This window comes from Agromyces sp. Marseille-Q5079 (assembly GCF_051016555.1).
Lineage (GTDB): Bacteria > Actinomycetota > Actinomycetes > Actinomycetales > Microbacteriaceae > Agromyces.
In genome coordinates this window covers 68,889-85,334 of the sequence record NZ_JBPEJF010000009.1, presented here as the reverse complement: position 1 = coordinate 85,334, position 16,446 = coordinate 68,889, and the positions used below count along the sequence as shown (strand labels likewise).

The window sequence follows — 16,446 nt, the reverse complement described above, 5'->3', positions numbered from 1 at the left end:
GATGACGCAAGTGTCATTCAACGGAACATCTGTTCTGTTGAGTGACTGCAAATAGAATGCTTGCGCAGCGGTCGGATGTCAAGCCGCCGTTGGCGGTACTCGAGACGAAATGAGCGGGCGATGAGCATGGCGACGGATGCGACCGAGGGCGAAACAGGCGAGGCGAGCCGTCGGCGCCAGCCGCTGGCTCGCGGCATCGAACTGCTGACCTACATGATCGAGAGCCCGAAGGACTCCCACGGCGTGCGCGAGCTCGCGGGCCGGCTCGGCGTCAGCCCGAGCACCGCGCACCGCCTCATCACCGACCTTGAGAAGCTCGGCCTCGTGCGCCGCGCCGGCAACGGCACGTCGTATCGCCTCGGGCTCGAGTTCCTGCGACTCGCCTGGCTCACGACGGGCCGCTACCCCTCGCAGGAGCTCGCGCTCGGAGTCCTGGAGCATCTCGTCGCCCAGACGGGCGAGTCGGCGTTCTCGTCGCTCTATGACGACCAGCGTCGCCAGATGATGTTCACGTCGACCGTCGAGTCCTCGCATCCGCTTCGCTACACACTGCCGCTCCAGCAGTGGATGCCGCTGCACGGCGGCGCGAGTGGTCTCGCGATCCTCGCCTTCCTGCCCGACTCGGTGCAGCGCGAGGTCGCGAACGGGCCGCTCGCCCAGCTCACGCCCGACACCGTCACCACGCCCGACGCGCTCCTGGAGCGCCTCGCGCAGATCCGCCGCGACGGCTACGCCATCACGCGAGGCGAGCGCATCACCGGCGCGGTCGCCATCGCCGCCCCCGTCTTCGGCCTGGTCCCCGGTGACGTGGCCGGCGCGGCGGGCGTCTCCATCCCCGAGTCGCGCTTCGACGAGTCGACCTCCGTCGAATTCGCCCTCAAGGTGCGCGAAGCCGCCGCGCAGATCACCGCGAACATCAGCGGGCAGCGCCTCGAGCGCTGACGCGACCGCTCGCGCTCTCCCGCTCGATCCACCCGTGGGCTCCCAAGGGCCCTGCACCGCTCCGCCGCGCCCGGGCACGACCACGACGCCCTCCACGCGGCCCATCCGAGCGCCCTCACGCATCGATCGGCGACGCCGAACCACACGATCCGGTTGACATCCGCGACCCCTGCGGCGATACTCACTGTTGCGTACAACCGATCTCTTGTTCGGTTGTACGCACGGAACCACTCCCCCGACAGTGAAGTTGAGGATCACCACCATGAGCGAACACGGCGCCGACAGCCATGTCGTCATCATCGGAGCGTCGCTGGCAGGAACGCGCACCGCACAGGGCCTGCGCACCTACGGCCACGCCGGTCGAATCACCCTGATCGGCGCCGAGGACGAGCTCCCCTACGATCGCCCTCCGCTCTCGAAGGAGCTGCTGCGCTCCGACTGGTCGGATGAATCCGTCGCGGGCGTCCGGCTCATCACCGAGGCGGAGATCGCCGAACTCGACATCGACCTCCGCCTCGGGGTCGCCGCGAACGGCCTGGACACCGAGTCCCGCACCGTCTCCTTGGCCGACGGCACCTCGATCGCCTACGACCGGCTCGTCATCGCGACCGGTGCCGGTGCCCGCCCCTCCCCCTGGACGCCGCCCTCCGGGGTGCTCCAGCTGCGGACCCTCGCCGATTCGCGTGCCATCGCCGCACGCCTCGCCCGTCAGGAGCACGTCGTCGTCGTCGGCGGCGGCTTCATCGGCACCGAGATCGCCGCGGCCGCGATCGGCTTCGGCTGCCCCGTGACGGTCGTCGACCCCGTACCCGAACCCATGACCCGCCTCGTGGGCGCCGAGATCGCGGGCGCCCTCGTGGACCTCCACCACGCCAACGGGGCCGTGACCCGCTTCGGCGTCGGCGTGACCGACATCCGCGGCGAGGCCGGCGACCTCACCGTCGTGCTCGACGACGGATCCGAGCTGGCCGCGTCCGCCGCGATCGTCGGCATCGGCTCGGTCGCCAATACCGGCTGGCTGGACGGCTCCGGCCTCACGCTCGCCAACGGCGTGCTCACCGATCCCTACCTTCGCGCGATCGGCGCGGAGGACGTCTACGCGATCGGCGACGTCGCCCGCTGGCCGCACCCCGGTCACGGCATCGACATCCGCGCCGAGCACTGGACGAACGCGAGCGATCAGGCACGGTACGTGGCGGCCGCGATCACGCAGGGCGCGAGCGCGGCCTTCGACTCGGCCGACTACGTCTGGTCCGACCAGTACGCGTGGAAGGTGCACTCCGTCGGTCGACGCGATCCCGCCGGGAGCTCGATCGTGGTCGGCGACCTCGCCGCCGACGGCCGCGTCGCCGTCATCCACGCGGATGCCGACGGCATCGCCTGCGGCGCCGTGACGGTCAACTGGGTTCGCGCGCTCAACCAAGTCCGACGCCTGCTCGCCGTCGGACGTCCGGCCGACGCCATCGTCGAAGAACTCGGCCTGCGCGCCGCCTGACGGCGCGCGCCGCAAACCTGAAGGAAGGACACGCGATGGTCTACGTGGTCACCGAAGCCTGCGTCGACGTGCAGGACAAGAGCTGCATGCAGGAATGCCCCGCCGACTGCATCTTCGAGGGCGGGCGGATGAGCTACATCAATCCCGACCTCTGCATCGACTGCGGCGCCTGCGTCACCGCGTGCCCCGTCGACGCCGTCTTCTACGACGCCGAACTGCCGGCCGACCAGGAGCCGTATCTCGAACTCAATGAGCGGTTCTTCGCCGAGGTCGAGACTCCCAAGAGCGGCCGCAAGGCCGGGAAGATCTTCTTCGACGTCGACGAGATCGCGGCCCTCGCGCCGCGCGGAAAGGCCTGAACATGTCAACCACCCGTGTCGCCGTCATCGGCTCTGGACCGTCGGGCGCGTATACCGCGCAACTGCTCACCGAGGAGTCCGAGTCCCCCGTCGAGGTCGACGTCTTCGACCGCCTGCCGACGCCGTTCGGCCTCGTCCGCTACGGCGTCGCCCCCGATCACCCGCGCGTCAAGTCGATCACGACCTCGTTCGCCGAGGTGTTCGAGGACACCCCCGGCCTGCGATTCCTCGGCAACGTCCACGTCGGCGCGGATGTCTCGATCGACGAGCTCCGCAGCCACTATGACGCGGTCGTCTTCGCGCACGGTGCCCCGCTCGACCGTCGCCTCGACGTGCCGGGTGAGGAACTCGCCCGCGTGCACGCGGTCCGCGAGTTCGTCTCCTGGTACCAAGGACACCCCGACCAGTCGGCCGAAGCCTTCGCGCTCGACGGCCGGCGTGCCGTCGTCATCGGCGTCGGCAATGTCGCCCTCGACGCCGCGCGGATGCTCGTGCGGGAGATCGACGACCTGCGGCGCACAGACATCCCCGAACACATCGTCGACGCCTTCGCCTCGAGCACCTTCGAGGAGGTCGTGGTCATCGGCCGCCGCGGCCCCGGCTTTGCGAAGTTCACGAACAAGGAGTTCATCGAGCTGCTCGAGGTCGAGAGCACCGACGTCGTCATCGACCCCGCGGACCTCGAGCTGGATGCCGCACAGCAGGCGCACGTCGACGCCGACCCGGCGGCCAGGCGGCTGCTCACGACGTTCCGGAAAGCCGCCGATCGCGGCGTCCTCGGCCGCCCCAAGTCGATCCGCTTCCTCTTCGACCGCACGCCGATCGGATTCGTCGGCGAAGACGGCGCCGTCAGCGGCATCCACCTGGCGAAGACGAGCGATCCCTCGACGACCGAGGTGCTCGAGACGCAGCTCGCCCTGCGTTCCGTCGGCTACCTCGGCAAGCCGCTCGACGGCCTACCCTTCGACGAGCGCACCGGCACGGTGCCGCACTTGGACTCCCGCGTCATCGACGGCGACGTCGTCGTGCCCGGTGTGTACGTGGCCGGCTGGATCAAGCGCGGCCCGAACGGCGTCGTCGGAACGAACCGCAAGTGCGCGCTCGAGACGGTGACCTCGATCCTGGCGGACATCGCAGCGCGCGACGGCGTCTCCACCGCGTCGACAACCCTTGAGGTCGACGAACTGCTCAGATCCCGCGGCGTCCAGGTCGTCGACTGGCATGGCTGGCGTGCGATCGAGGCGGCCGAAGGCGCGACCGGCGCGACCGTCGGCCGGGAGCGCGTCAAGCTGCACGACCGCGACCAGATGCTCCGCGTGGCCGCCGAGCGACGATCGCTGGTGGGCGCGCCGGGCCATGGCTGAGAACGCCCTCGAGGCCACCGCTTCGGCCGTCCGGGAGGCGGTCGGGGCGGTGACCGATCCCGAGCTGCGCCGCCCGCTCGGCGAGCTCGGGATGATCGAGTCGGTGACGGTCGACGGCGGTGTCGCCGTCGTGGGCATCCTGCTGACGATCGCTGGCTGCCCGATGGCCCAGCGGATCGAACGGGATGTCGCGGCCGCAGCGGCGTCGACCGATGGCATCCACGAGGTGCGTGTCGACGTGGGCGTCATGACCGACGAGCAACGTTCCGAGCTCACGACACGGCTCCGCGGCGGCCGAACGACGGCCACGACCCCCTTCACTCCTGGCTCGCTCACGCGGGTGATCGCGGTCACGAGTGGCAAGGGCGGGGTCGGCAAGTCGACGGTGACCGCGAACCTCGCGGTCGCGATGGCGAACCGAGGACTTCGCGTCGGCCTCATCGACGCCGACGTGCACGGTTTCTCGATTCCGGGCCTCCTCGGCCTCATGGACGCGGAGGGGCGGGTGCTCCGGCCGACCCAGGTCGACGACCTCGCGCTTCCCCCAGTTGCCTACGGTGTGAAGGTCATCTCGATCGGGATGTTCCTGCGCCCGGGTTCCGAGGACTCGGCGGTTCCGTGGCGCGGGCCGATGCTCCACCGCACGCTCGAGCAGTTCCTGGCCGATGTCTTCTTCGGCGATCTCGATGTGCTGCTCATCGACATGCCTCCCGGAACCGGTGACGCCGCGATCTCAGTCGGTCACCTCCTCCCGCATGCCGAGATACTCGTTGTCACCACCCCGCAGTCCGCGGCCGCAAGCGTCGCGGTCCGCAGCGGACAGCTCGCGCGCCAACTCGGACAGCGCATCATCGGCGTGGTGGAGACGATGTCGCCGACAACGCTCGCCGACGGCTCGACGTTCGAACCCTTCGGCTCCGGGGGCGGCCGAGCGGTCGCCGACCGCCTGTCCACTCCCGACTGGGAGGTGCGCGCCGTCGCGAGCATTCCGTTCAGCACTGCCTTGCGCGCCGGCGGCGACGCCGGTCTCCCGGTCGTCGCCGAGCGACCCGCCGACCCCGCAGCGCGCGCATTCGCCGAGCTCGCCGCGAGCCTGGCCGTGCGCTCGCGCGGACTCGCAGGTATCAAGCTGCCGCTCAGCGTCGCCTGAACGCCACGGTCAGAAAGACCTGATCAGCACCCTGTTGCTCCTGTTACCCTCAACGCCATGGGCAACTCGGATGCGCAACCGACCATCTCCGTGATGTTGATCGTGTCCGACGCCGATGCGGCGGTGAGGTGGTACACGACCGCCCTCAGCGCCGGCCGACTGTGGGACTTGGGCGGCGTTGCCGGACTCGAGATCGGTGGCGCGCCGTTCTTTCTCCACGAAGCCGTGCCGGGCAAGGGGCACGAGCTGAGTCCGGCGGAGGCCGGCTTCACCACCACTCGCATCGAGATCTTCGTCTCCGCTCCCGATGACCTCATCGAGCGAGCCGCGCAGGCCGGCGCGACCGACGTGGAGGAGGCGACCGACCACGACATGCCATGGGGTGCCCATCGCCAGGGAGGGTTCACCGATCCCTTCGGCCATCGTTGGTCGGTGGGCGATCGGACCCCGCTGCACCGGGTCCCGCGGTAGTGCCATCCGCTGACGGTACTCTCTCCGCAGGTTCGTCGACACGAGCTCAGCGCACGCCCACCGGTTCCGCCTCCGCGCCGACGACGCCGTCCGCGACGAGCACGGCGACATCGTCGTCGGTGTACCCGAGCTCGCCCCGGAGGATGGCGATCGTGTCACCGCCGAGCACGGGCGGGTAGGCCGCCTCGACCTCGGCGGTGCGGACGAACCGGATGGGGGTCGCGACGTTCTCGAACGAGACCGCATCGTTGCGCACGGTCAGGAGCGAGCCGTCGTCGGCAGCGCGGGCATCAGTCAGGGCTTCGAGCACGTTCTTGACCGGCGCGACGGGCACCGACGCCTCGCCGAGCAGGTCCACCCATTCCGCGGCCGGTCGCTCGGCGATGCGCGCCTCGAGGACGTCCCAGAGCTCGCGCTTGTTGCGCAGCCGCGCCGCCGCGTCGACGAAGCGATCGTCCATGACGAGCGCTTCGAGCCCGAGCACCCCGCAGAAGTCCTCCCACATGCGCGGCGTGTTCGCCGTCACCACGAACTCGCGGCCGTCCTGGCCGCGGAAGGAGCGGTACGTGGCGATCGAGTCGTGCGCCGCACCCTGCGGACCTGGCGCCGCGTCGTTCACGCGCGTGTACAGCGCCTGGTACGACAGCATGGCGAGCTGCCCGCGCAGCATCGATACGTCGACGATCCGTCCCTGCCCGGTCTCGCCGCGGGCCTGCAGCGCGGAAAGGATGCCGATCACGGCATACAGTCCCGCGACGACGTCTCCGGCGGGGATGCCGAGGCGCGCGGCCGGAGCACCGGGGTGCCCGTTGAGGCTCATCACCCCGCTGAGCGCCTGCACGACCATGTCGTAGGCCGGCCGGTCGCGCCACGGCCCCTCCTGGCCGAAGCCGCTGATCGAGGCCCAGACGAGCGACGGATGCTCCGCCAGGATGATCTCGGGTTCGAGACCAAGCCGAGCAGTGACGCCGGGGCGGAAGTTCTCGATGACCACGTCGGCGCCGGCGATGAGCCGACGCACGACCTCCAACCCGCGAGGGGACTTGAGGTCGACGGCGATGCTCCGCTTGTTGCGGTTGTTGGCCAGGTAGTACGCGCTGTCGCCGGCGATCTCCGGACCGGCGATCGCGCGGCTGGAGTCGCCGGTCAGGGCTTCGACCTTGATCACGTCGGCACCGAGGTCCCCGAGGAGCTGCGTCGCCGACGGCCCGGAGAGGAAGGTCGTGAGGTCGATGACCCGCACTCCCTCGAGCGGCGGGCGCTGCACGGCGCTCACGCCGCCTCGAAGAGGTGGACCGTGCACGCTCCGTGGTCGAGGCCGGCGGTGCCCCCGCCGGTGACGTGCGTCATCGCCCAGCGGGCATCCGGCACCTGGCGATCGCCGGCGTTGCCGGTGAGCTGCCAGAAAGCCTCGGCGATCTGCGCGACTCCGCTCGCACCCACGGGGTGTCCCTTCGCGAGCAGTCCGCCGCTGGGGTTCACGACCACGTCGCCGCCGAACGTCGTTCGACCGTCACGGATGAGGTCGATGGCGCGACCGCGCTCGGCGAGCCCGAACGCCTCGTAGTAGACGAGCTCGGCGATCGAGAACGCGTCGTGCAGCTCGATCAGGTCCAGGTCCTCCGGGCCGATGCCGGCCGCCTCGTAGGCGTCGCGGGCGGAGTGGGCGCTGATGTCGGGGAAGGTCATGTCCCGGAAGCCCTCGGTGACGTGACCGGAGTGCAGGACCGACGCCGCAACCCGCATGCTCGCGTTCGCCCCGAGCCTGGCGCGCGCCCGCTCGGAGGCGAGCACCACCACGGCGGCTCCGTCGCCGGTGGGGCAGCACATCAGCAGGGTGAGGGGGTCCGCGACCGGGCGTGCGGCGAGCACCTCCTCGACCGTCACCTCCGACCGGAACTGGGCGTAGGGGTTCAGTGCCCCGTGCTTGCGCGCCTTCACGCTCACGAGTGCGAGGTCGGCTTCGGTCGCCTCGGTCTCGTACAGGTACCGAGTGGCCCGCATCGCGTAGACGGCGGGCATGACGATGCCCTGCTTGACCTCTCGGTCCTCGGGCGAGAGCGGCAGCGTTCCGCCGCCGAACTGCGTCAGCTTCTCCACGCCGATCACCACGGCGACGTCGATGAGTCCCTGTGCGATGGCCGACCATGCCTCGTGCACGGCGGTCGCACCGCTCGAGCAGGCGTTGTCGACGTTGACGGTCGGCACGGTGCCGAGTCCGATCTCCTTGCAGATCCGCTGGCCGGTCATCATGCCGCCGTAGGAGTGCCCGACGTAGACCGCGTCGACGTCGGACTTGTCGATGCCCGCGCTCCGGAGCGCGTCGATGAGCGGCGGCACGGCGAGGCCGACATAGGAGGAGGAGCGGTGCTTGCCGAACGGCACCATCGCCGCCGAGATCACGTGGACGTTCTCTGTCATGGGAGGGTTCTCCTTGTCATTCGCCGGATGGCGCAGAAGCGACCGGGATGAAGTACCAGTCGTCGCCGTCGACACCGAGTACGACGCGCATGCCGGGTCGCAGGGGTTCGCCGTCCTCGCGGAGGTCCGCGAGCGTGCGCACCTCATCGTCGAGGTCGACGTATCCGAGCGGGCGCACCGTCGCTCCGCCCAGGTGCAGGCGGGTGAAGGCGTACAGCACGCCGGTCGTCGACAGGGCGGTCGGGGAGACCTCGGTGCCGACGCAGGTGCTGCACACGATGCGGGCGCCGATCATCGTGCAGCCGCACGAGTCGCAGCGCGTGCCGACGAGCCGGCGCCCTTCGGGGAAGGTGCCGAGGAGTCCGTCGCCGTCGAGATCCGGGGTGGGCTGCGAGACGATGGTCTGCTCGATGCCGGTCGCGGCGATCATGCGGTCTCCTCCTGCGCGGCCGTGGCTCGCGCGATCGCGCGGGTGGGGCACACGTCGATGGCCATCTGGATCTTGTCGACCTGGTCACCGTGGTCATCGACCACGATGGCGATGCTCAGGTCGTCGAGGTCGAACGTGGCCGGCGCGTAGAACGTGCACTGTCCCGACCCCATGCATCGGTCGCGGTCGACCGTCAGGCTCGCGGACATCACGCGACCGCCTCGGTGTACTGGAGGTAGAGGTGCGTGTGGCCGCGGAACTTGTAGCTGCGGATGAGGTCCCATTCACGCGCGTCGGCGGTGCCGTGGTGCCACTCGTCGATCGAGATGCTCGTCGTGCGCTCGAGGATCCGCTGGATCGTGAAGACCGCCTCGGCCCTGGCCAGAGGGGCGCCCGGGCAGGTGTGGATGCCGCGGCCGAACGCGAGGTGCTGACGCGCGTTGGATCGGGTGGGATCGAACTCCGTCGGGTTCTCGAAGACGCGAGCATCGCGACCGGATGCCCCGTGGAGGAGCATCACGACGGTGCCCGGAACGAGCTCGAGTCCGCCGAGCTCGGTCGGCCGCTTGGTGAGGCGGAACGAGCCCTTGATCGGAGCCTCGATGCGGAGCGTCTCCTCGATGAACTTGGGGATGAGCGAGAAGTCGTCTCGGAGCCGCTGCTGCAGTTCGGCGTCCCCGGCGATGCGCTGCATCGTGATGCCCATGAGCTGGACCGTGGTCTCCTGGCCGGCGGCGAACATGTTCGACGCGATGCGGGCGACCTCGATCGGCTCGGGGAGCGAGCCGTCGGGGAACGTCGCGAGGGCCATGCCCGTGAGGACGTCGTCCTTCGGCTCGGCGCGGCGCTCCTCGATCCTGGCGACGAAGTAGTCGTAGAGCCGCTCGAGGCTGTTGTGGTGGTTGGCCTGGAGTTCGAGGTTGCCGAGCACGGGGCCGGGTTCGGATGCGAGCAGGTCGAGCAGCATCTGGTGATCCTCGACGGGGACGCCGAGCAGGTCGGCGACCGCGAGGATCGTGTAGCCCTTGCAGTAGTCCCAGATGAACTCGCCCTTGCCCTTGGGCAGGAACTCATCGAGGTACCGGTCGGCCGTGTCCTTCAGGAACTGCTCGTTCTCCTTGAGGCGCTTCGGCGTGATGAGGCCCATCAGGATCGACCGGTGGTCGGTGTGAACTGGCGGGTCGAACGTGACGATCTGGTCGTTCTGCGGGAAGAAGGCCCGGTGCTGCTCGAGGAGCTCGGAGATGTCGTCGCCGACGACTTCGAAGGGCAGGTCGACCACCGGGCCGCCGGTGCGGTTGATCGACGAGTAGACGTCGGGCTGGTGGTAGACCTGCAGCGCCTCCTCGTAGCCGGTGACGATGACCACGCCGTACTTCGGCTCACGGAACACGGGGTGGTTCGCGAGCATGTGGTCGAAGTAGGGCTCCGCCTTCTCGGCGACCTCGGGATCGGTGAAGAAGTCGGTTTCCGTGGCGGAGATCTCGACGGTGGGCATCTGTGGTTCCTCTCTCTGCGCGACCGCGGAGCGGGGTGCCGGCTGAAACCTCGTCGATTCAGCGCCCTGCTCGCGGCTGCGGTGCCGCTGCATGTCCCGTCAAGGGGACGTGTGATGGTGTTTCGTTCGGTAATACCTAACGCGTGTACCGTAGAACGATACGGATAGCATCGCCTGTCGCCGCGCCGCTGTCAAGCGAGCCGCGGGCTGACCGGGTCCGCCCCGGTGCGGCATCAGCACCGGGGCAGACCTCGGGGCCTACTGGAAGCGGGTCGGCGTGCCGTCGAGCAGCACCGTCTTCGACTCCAGGTACGGCGCCACGCCCTGGATGCCACCCTCGCGGCCGACGCCCGACTGCTTGAAGCCGCCGAAGCCCATGCGCGTGTCGGTCTTGAAGCCGTTGTGCCCGACCGTGCCCGAGCGAAGGCGGCGGGCGACCTGGTACGCGCGATCGACGTCGCCGGTGAAGACGGCGTTGTTCAGGCCGTACTGCGTGTCATTGGCCAGCTCGATCGCGTGCTCCTCGTTCTCGGCCGGAATCACCGAGATGACCGGTCCGAAGAGCTCCTCCTGGGCGATCGTCGACCGGTTGTCGACATTGCCGAACACGGTGGGCTCGACGAAGTAGCCGCGCTCGAGGTGCGCCGGCCGCTTGCCGCCCGTCACGAGACGCGCGCCGTCGGCGATGCCCTGCTGGATGTAACCGAGCACGCTCTGCTGCTGCTTCGCCAGCGCGAGCGGGCCGAGCTGCGTCTCGGGATCGAACGGGTCGCCGACCCGCACCGACCCGAACGTCGAGGCGAGCGCGTCGACGAACTCGTCGTGGCGGTGCTTGGAGACGATCACGCGCGTCAGCGACATGCAGACCTGGCCGTTGAGCGAGCACTCCTGCTGCGAGATCGCCGCCGCCGCGGTCGCGAGGTCGTAGTCGTCGAGGAGGACCGCAGCGGACTTGCCGCCGAGTTCGAGGGTGTACCGGGCGAGGCGGCCGCCGGCGACCCCGGCGATCTGACGGCCGACCGCGCTCGAGCCGGTGAACGCGATCTTGTCCACGCGGGGGTCCCGAACGAGCTGCTCGGAGACGTCGCGGTGGCCGTTGACGACGTTGAGCACACCCGGCGGCAGGCCGATCTCGTCGGCGATCTCAGCCAGGATGAGCAGCTCGCCCGGCGCCTCCGGCGGAGCCTTGAGGACGACCGTGCAGCCGACGAGCAGGGCGGGCGCGATCTTGTACGCGGCGAGCGACAGCGGGGTGTTCCACGGCACGATCGCGCCGACGACGCCGACGGGCTCGTTGACGACGGCGCCGAACGCGGCGAACTCCGGGGTGTCCAGCGTCTCCCACGGGTAGGTGTCGGCCAGGTCGGCGTAGTACTCGAACAGGTTGGGCACCCGGGAGATCGATCCGAGCGACATGCGCCAGACCGGACCCGTCTGGCGGGTCCAGAAGGTCGCCGCCTCCTCGGTGCGGGCCCGCAGGCCGGCGGCGAGCTTGCGCAGGTACTCCGCGCGTTCACGCGGCTCGAGGAACGACCACGTCGAGTGGTCGAATGCACGGCGGGCGGCAGCGATCGCCGCATCCATGTCCTGCGGCGTGGTCTCGGCCACCCGGAAGAACGTCTCCTCCGTCGTCGCGTCGATGACGTCGAGCGTCGATGAACCCGCCGGGGCGACCCACCGTCCGTCGATGTACAGGCGATCGGGGTGCTGCAGGCTGATGGGGGTGTCGCGGACTGTGAGAACGTCGGTCACGTCTCTCTCCTCACTTCATTGTGTTGCCGGCTCGAGGCGGCCGCCGCGAGCGTCGATGGTCGGGCGTTCAGGCCCGTGGCACGGGCATCCGATCATCGGATGCCGGTACCGGTCGGATGCCGGTCAGGCGGCCTGCCGCGACAGCACGCCGCGAAGGGTCCAGGTGAGCCGGTCGGGCTGCAGGCCGGCGAGCTCGAGGGCGTTCATGCCGTAGTCCACCGAGAGGTGCACGCCCGAGACGTAGCTCGCGAGGTCGCTGCCGAGGAAGGCGAGGGCCTTGGCCATGTCGACGGACTCCGCCAGCCGACCGGCGGGGCCGACCTCGGCCTCGACCTTGTCCTGCCCGCCCTTCATCTCGGCGAACTCGGAGAGCATGCCCGAGACGGTCATGGCCGGGAGCACCGCGTTGATGCGGATCTTGCGGAGGTCCGCGAGCGGCGAGACCTGTTCCGCCACCCAGAGGTTGAGGGCCCGCTTGGAGAGGATGTAGCCGAGCGATCCCGGCACCGTGCCGAACTCGGCCTCGAACTCCTCCGTGATCCGCACGAGGTCGTCCCAATCGCCGCCGCGGACGAAGGGCACGAGCTCCTCGCGGACCGACGGGTTGTCCCAGCGCAGGCCGCCGTTCGAGGTGACGAATGTGATCGAGCCGTTCGCCACGACGCGGTCCACGAGGTAGGTGTCGGTCACGTACTTGTTCGCGATGAAGTTCACGGTCAGGGTCTCGAGGAACGAGTTGTGCACGCCCGAGATGCCGGCGATGCCGAAGAAGGCGTCGATTCGATCGGGGATCTCCGCGAACGCGGCGTCGATGGATGCCTGCTCGCCGAGGTTCGCGATGATGGACCTCGTGAGGCCGGGTACCGGGGGCTCGACGCGGTCGAGTGCGTACACGTTCGCACCGAGATCGACGAGGATCTCGGAGAGCGCCCGGCCCATCCCGGATGCCGCGCCGGTGACGACGACCGTCTTGCCGGCGTATCCGAAGTAGTCGTTCATGTGGTTGCTCCTTGTTCGAGGTTTGCGGCGGTGCGCGAGTCGGCCCGCGCACCGCCCGGTTCTGAGGACGCGATCGGTCAGTGGCCGACGGCCATGGCGGCGACCAGGTCACCTGCGCCAGTCGCGGTGCCGGCCTTCGGCGTGCGCATGAGCATCGCGGTCACGAGGGCGCCGAGCGAGAGCACCACGACCACGGCGAAGACCGCGCTCTCGGTGCTCTCGAACTCGCTGATAAGGCTGGGCAGCGCGGTGTGCAACATCGTCAACTCGAACGAGCTGACGACAGCGACGAGCATGAGCACGGCGATCACGAATCCGAGCGATCGGCGCGTGCCGAGCCTCGGCTCGGCCAGGGGTGAGGTCATTGCCATTCTCCACATTGAGGTCGGCTCCGCGATGGCTTCATCGCCACCGCTTGATGCTGGTTCAGTTGCTCTGATATCGTTCGGTTGTAACGAACGACTGATCCTTACAACAGGACCAGTGTGAGCCACGATGCTTCGCGTGTCAATTGCGTTCATCAAAGACAGTTTTGAGCGAGTTCGCTCAACTTTGGTGCGCCTCTGGTCTTGCACCCATGACGAAGGGCCCGGACGAGCGTCGCTCGCCGGGCCCCTCGCGTCGTTCCGGTCAGCCCTTCGGCAGCCCGAGCACGAAGTCCGCGTCGTGCTCGATGAGTCCGAGCTTGCGACCGCCCTTCGAGATGTCGAGCCCCTCGAAGAACTGCTCGTTGACGGCGATGAACTGCTCGTCGTCACCGTCGAGTTCATCGTCGTAGCGGATCGCCTGGGTCGGGCACACGGCCTCGCAGGCGCCGCAGTTGATGCAGAGGTCCTGGTTGATGTACATCATCCGCCCGCCCTCGAAGAGGCAATCGGCCGGGCAGACCTGGATGCAACTGCGGTCCTTGACGTCCACACAGGCTTGGGTCACCACAAAGGCCATTTCGTTTCTCCTTCTCGACTTCGTCGTCCGAGCGGATGCCGTCTGGACTCACCCACTCGGGACGGGTACACTGACGACACTTCTAAGCGTTGGTTCTCAAATCTAACACCGGGAAGCCCCGAACACACGAATCACAGTGACCAAGGCTGTTCACGACAGGAGAGCTCGATGACGACAGCGACCTTCTCGATGCAACGCGTCGACCCGTACAACCCACCCGCCGAGCACCTCCGGCTACAGCAGGAGGACTCGATCGCCCAGGTGCCCTGGGCCAACACCGGCACCATCTGGGCCATCACCAAGCACGCCGACGTCCGGGCGGTGCTCGGCGACGCCCGGTTCAGCTCCGATCGCACGCTCCCCGGGCACCCGATGAACTCCGGCTACGTGACGGGCTCGGACCTCAAGCAGCTCATCGCGATGGACCCGCCGGAGCACACGCAGCACCGACTTCGCGTCATGGGCGAGTTCACGGTCAAGAAGATCGCCGCGTTGCGCCCGCGCATCGAGGAGATCGTCGAGGAGACCATCGACGCCATGCTCGCGAGCGGCCGCGAAGCCGACCTCGTCGAGGCGCTCTCACTTCCGGTCCCGTCCATGGTGATCGCGGATCTCCTCGGAGTCCCGTACGAGGACCACGGTTTCTTCCAGGAGAACAGCGCGACCTTCGTGGACATCGACACGCCGATGGAGGGCCGCGTCGCCGCGATGGGCGCGCTCAAGGCGTACGTCGGCGAGCTCGTCGGGTCGCGCGTCACCTCTCCCGGCGACGACATCCTGAGCCGTCAGCTCGCGGCGGGTGCAGACCCGGTGGAACTCACCGGGCTCGGATTCCTCCTGCTGATCGCCGGGCACGAGACCACCGCGAACATGATCTCGCTCTGCGTCGCGACCCTGCTCGACCGGCCCGAGCTCCTCGAGCAGCTCCGCGACGACCCCTCGCTCATGCCGGGCGCCGTCGAGGAACTGCTGCGCTACTTCACCATCGCCGAGGTCGGTCACCAGCGCCTCGCCACGGCCGACATCGAGATCGACGGAACGCTCATCCGTGCCGGCGAGGCGGTCTACGCCTTCGCGAATGTGGCCAACCGCGATCCCGAGGTCTTCCCCGAACCGAACGCGATCGACTTCACCCGTGGTGCGCGCAACCACGTCGCCTTCGGCTTCGGCCCCCACCAGTGCCTCGGCCAGAACCTCGCCCGCCTCGAACTGGAGATCGTGCTCGAAGCGGTCGTCCGCCGCCTTCCGACCCTCCGCCTCGCGGTGCCGTTCGACGAGATCCCGTTCAAGGAGCACGGCCCGAACTACGGCGTCTACAAGCTCCCGGTGGCGTGGTGACCATGCAGATCACGGCGAACAGGGCGACCTGCATCGGGTCGGGGCAGTGCGTGTTCACCGACCCCGACACGTTCGACCAGGATGACGACGGCCTCGTGCTGGTCCTCAGGACCACCCCCGCGACCCCGGGCGAGGTCGCGTCGGCGAAGGAGGCCGTGCACATCTGCCCGAGCCGCTCGCTGGCGTTGAGCGGGGACGCCCCGTGACCCGGCGGTCGACGACCTCCCCATCGCCGCGCGTGGCGGCATCCGCATCTCGAGAATGGAACACCCGATGACGATCGAGCAGACCGCGCCCGCGCTGGCCGGCCCCGACCCGTACGACGCGTGGCTCCGACGCGTCGCGAACGACCACGAGGCCGCGCGCCACGTGCCCGGCATCCAGTGCCGCGGATCGGTCGCGCTCATCGACGAGGCTGCGCGCCTGCGCGGCATCGCCGAGGTTCGGCTCGGACGGGCGATCTCGCTCGAACGCGAGGTCGAGACCCGACCCGACCGGCTCGCCGACGGCCGCGAGATCGCCGAGGCCGAAGCGGCGCAGTGGCGCGCGCTCGGAAACGCCGACCTCCCGCAGGGCCATGGCAGCGTCGACCTCGTCGTGACGGTCGGCCTGCACGGGCGTCACGCGCACGGCGGCGACGTCATCTCCTACGACGCGCACGGCGTGCACAACACGCATCTCGACGGTCTGGCCCACATCGGCGCGGATGCCGCGTGGCACGGCCCGATCCCGGCCGGGAACTCGCAGACCGACGAGGACACGATGGTCAACTGGGCGCAGCACGGCATCGCCACGCGTGCCGTGGTGCTCGACATGACCGCCGTCCGCGGGGTCGACTGGGTCACCGCCGAGCAGCCCGTCACGGCGGCCGAGCTCGACGCCGCCCTCGCCGCGACCGGAGTGGATCTCCTGCCGGGCGACGCCCTCGTCGTCTACCAGGGGCGCGACCGCTACGAGGCCGCCGGCAACGTGTATCCGAGCGGTGCCGCAGCCGTCGCCCGCCCGGGCATCGGCGAGGACGGCTCGGCCTGGATCGCCGCCAAGGAGCCCGGTCTGCTGCTGTGGGACTTCCACGACGCGCGTCACGACGCGCGCGGATCCCTCGAGGTGCACAACCTGATCTCCGCGATCGGCCTCTGCATCGTCGACAACTGCCTGCTCGGTCCGGCGGTCGCGACGCTCCGCGAGGCCGGCACGTCGACCGGTCTGGTGGTCGCCGCTCCCACGGCGATCCACCGCTCGACCGGCGTCCTCATCAACCCGCTGCTGCTGTACTGAGCCG

The 16,446-nt window shown here is 69.2% G+C and carries 18 protein-coding genes; 9 read left to right on the top strand and 9 right to left on the bottom strand.

Going from position 1 to position 16,446, the window contains the following annotated elements; all coding sequences use genetic code 11:
* The first annotated feature begins 120 nt into the window (after positions 1–120).
* The 6 genes from ACR3IO_RS17250 to ACR3IO_RS17225 all read left to right on the top strand — a co-directional run bounded on the left by ACR3IO_RS17250 (position 121) and on the right by ACR3IO_RS17225 (position 5,781).
* Positions 121–942: an IclR family transcriptional regulator gene (locus ACR3IO_RS17250; RefSeq protein WP_434072450.1), complete on the top strand. Its 822-nt coding sequence runs from the start codon at positions 121–123 to the stop codon at positions 940–942.
* A gap of 262 nt (positions 943–1,204) precedes the next feature.
* Positions 1,205–2,437: an NAD(P)/FAD-dependent oxidoreductase gene (locus ACR3IO_RS17245; protein ID WP_434072449.1), complete on the top strand. Its 1,233-nt coding sequence runs from the start codon at positions 1,205–1,207 to the stop codon at positions 2,435–2,437.
* 35 nt (positions 2,438–2,472) lie between these two features.
* Positions 2,473–2,796 (top strand): ferredoxin, encoded by a 324-nt coding sequence (gene fdxA, locus ACR3IO_RS17240; RefSeq protein ID WP_354241780.1) that lies wholly within the window; start codon positions 2,473–2,475, stop codon positions 2,794–2,796.
* Positions 2,797–2,798: 2 nt separating this feature from the next.
* Positions 2,799–4,160 carry an FAD-dependent oxidoreductase gene (locus tag ACR3IO_RS17235; RefSeq protein ID WP_434072448.1) on the top strand — a complete coding sequence of 454 codons (1,362 nt, stop codon included), beginning with the start codon at positions 2,799–2,801 and terminating at the stop codon, positions 4,158–4,160.
* Positions 4,153–5,310, top strand: a complete 1,158-nt coding sequence (locus ACR3IO_RS17230; RefSeq protein ID WP_434072447.1) for an Mrp/NBP35 family ATP-binding protein — start codon at positions 4,153–4,155, stop codon at positions 5,308–5,310. The genes ACR3IO_RS17235 and ACR3IO_RS17230 overlap by 8 nt, the downstream gene beginning before the upstream one ends.
* A gap of 102 nt (positions 5,311–5,412) precedes the next feature.
* Positions 5,413–5,781: a VOC family protein gene (locus ACR3IO_RS17225; RefSeq protein WP_434072446.1), complete on the top strand. Its 369-nt coding sequence runs from the start codon at positions 5,413–5,415 to the stop codon at positions 5,779–5,781.
* 46 nt (positions 5,782–5,827) lie between these two features.
* Here ACR3IO_RS17225 and ACR3IO_RS17220 read toward each other — a convergent pair whose 3' ends face one another.
* The 9 genes from ACR3IO_RS17220 to fdxA (ACR3IO_RS17180) all read right to left on the bottom strand — a co-directional run bounded on the left by ACR3IO_RS17220 (position 5,828) and on the right by fdxA (ACR3IO_RS17180) (position 13,814).
* Complete coding sequence (locus ACR3IO_RS17220; RefSeq protein WP_434072445.1) at positions 5,828–7,057, bottom strand: CaiB/BaiF CoA transferase family protein; 1,230 nt, start codon at positions 7,055–7,057, stop codon at positions 5,828–5,830.
* Positions 7,054–8,202: a thiolase family protein gene (locus ACR3IO_RS17215; RefSeq protein WP_434072444.1), complete on the bottom strand. Its 1,149-nt coding sequence runs from the start codon at positions 8,200–8,202 to the stop codon at positions 7,054–7,056. The genes ACR3IO_RS17220 and ACR3IO_RS17215 overlap by 4 nt, the downstream gene beginning before the upstream one ends.
* Before the next feature lie 16 nt (positions 8,203–8,218).
* Positions 8,219–8,632: a Zn-ribbon domain-containing OB-fold protein gene (locus ACR3IO_RS17210; protein WP_434072443.1), complete on the bottom strand. Its 414-nt coding sequence runs from the start codon at positions 8,630–8,632 to the stop codon at positions 8,219–8,221.
* Entirely contained in the window at positions 8,629–8,841 is a 213-nt protein-coding gene (locus ACR3IO_RS17205) for a ferredoxin (protein ID WP_434072442.1), read from the bottom strand. The genes ACR3IO_RS17210 and ACR3IO_RS17205 overlap by 4 nt, the downstream gene beginning before the upstream one ends.
* Positions 8,841–10,130 carry a cytochrome P450 gene (locus ACR3IO_RS17200; protein WP_434072441.1) on the bottom strand — a complete coding sequence of 430 codons (1,290 nt, stop codon included), beginning with the start codon at positions 10,128–10,130 and terminating at the stop codon, positions 8,841–8,843. The genes ACR3IO_RS17205 and ACR3IO_RS17200 overlap by 1 nt, the downstream gene beginning before the upstream one ends.
* A gap of 258 nt (positions 10,131–10,388) precedes the next feature.
* Positions 10,389–11,882 carry an aldehyde dehydrogenase gene (locus ACR3IO_RS17195; RefSeq protein WP_434072440.1) on the bottom strand — a complete coding sequence of 498 codons (1,494 nt, stop codon included), beginning with the start codon at positions 11,880–11,882 and terminating at the stop codon, positions 10,389–10,391.
* A 123-nt stretch (positions 11,883–12,005) separates the two neighbouring features.
* Positions 12,006–12,881 carry an SDR family oxidoreductase gene (locus ACR3IO_RS17190; protein ID WP_434072439.1) on the bottom strand — a complete coding sequence of 292 codons (876 nt, stop codon included), beginning with the start codon at positions 12,879–12,881 and terminating at the stop codon, positions 12,006–12,008.
* 77 nt (positions 12,882–12,958) lie between these two features.
* Positions 12,959–13,246, bottom strand: coding sequence for a hypothetical protein (locus ACR3IO_RS17185; RefSeq protein ID WP_434072438.1), 288 nt, complete (start codon positions 13,244–13,246; stop codon positions 12,959–12,961).
* A 265-nt stretch (positions 13,247–13,511) separates the two neighbouring features.
* Positions 13,512–13,814 carry a ferredoxin gene (gene fdxA, locus ACR3IO_RS17180; protein WP_434072437.1) on the bottom strand — a complete coding sequence of 101 codons (303 nt, stop codon included), beginning with the start codon at positions 13,812–13,814 and terminating at the stop codon, positions 13,512–13,514.
* A 180-nt stretch (positions 13,815–13,994) separates the two neighbouring features.
* Between fdxA (ACR3IO_RS17180) and ACR3IO_RS17175 the strand changes: the two genes are divergently transcribed.
* The 3 genes from ACR3IO_RS17175 (at position 13,995) to ACR3IO_RS17165 (ending at position 16,442) form a co-directional block, all read left to right on the top strand.
* The gene (locus ACR3IO_RS17175) at positions 13,995–15,164 is read left to right on the top strand and encodes a cytochrome P450 (RefSeq protein WP_434072436.1); all 1,170 of its coding nucleotides are present in this window, start codon (positions 13,995–13,997) and stop codon (positions 15,162–15,164) included.
* A 2-nt stretch (positions 15,165–15,166) separates the two neighbouring features.
* Positions 15,167–15,370 carry a ferredoxin gene (locus ACR3IO_RS17170; RefSeq protein ID WP_434072537.1) on the top strand — a complete coding sequence of 68 codons (204 nt, stop codon included), beginning with the start codon at positions 15,167–15,169 and terminating at the stop codon, positions 15,368–15,370.
* A gap of 67 nt (positions 15,371–15,437) precedes the next feature.
* Positions 15,438–16,442 carry a cyclase family protein gene (locus tag ACR3IO_RS17165; protein WP_434072435.1) on the top strand — a complete coding sequence of 335 codons (1,005 nt, stop codon included), beginning with the start codon at positions 15,438–15,440 and terminating at the stop codon, positions 16,440–16,442.
* The last annotated feature ends 4 nt before the right edge of the window (positions 16,443–16,446 follow it).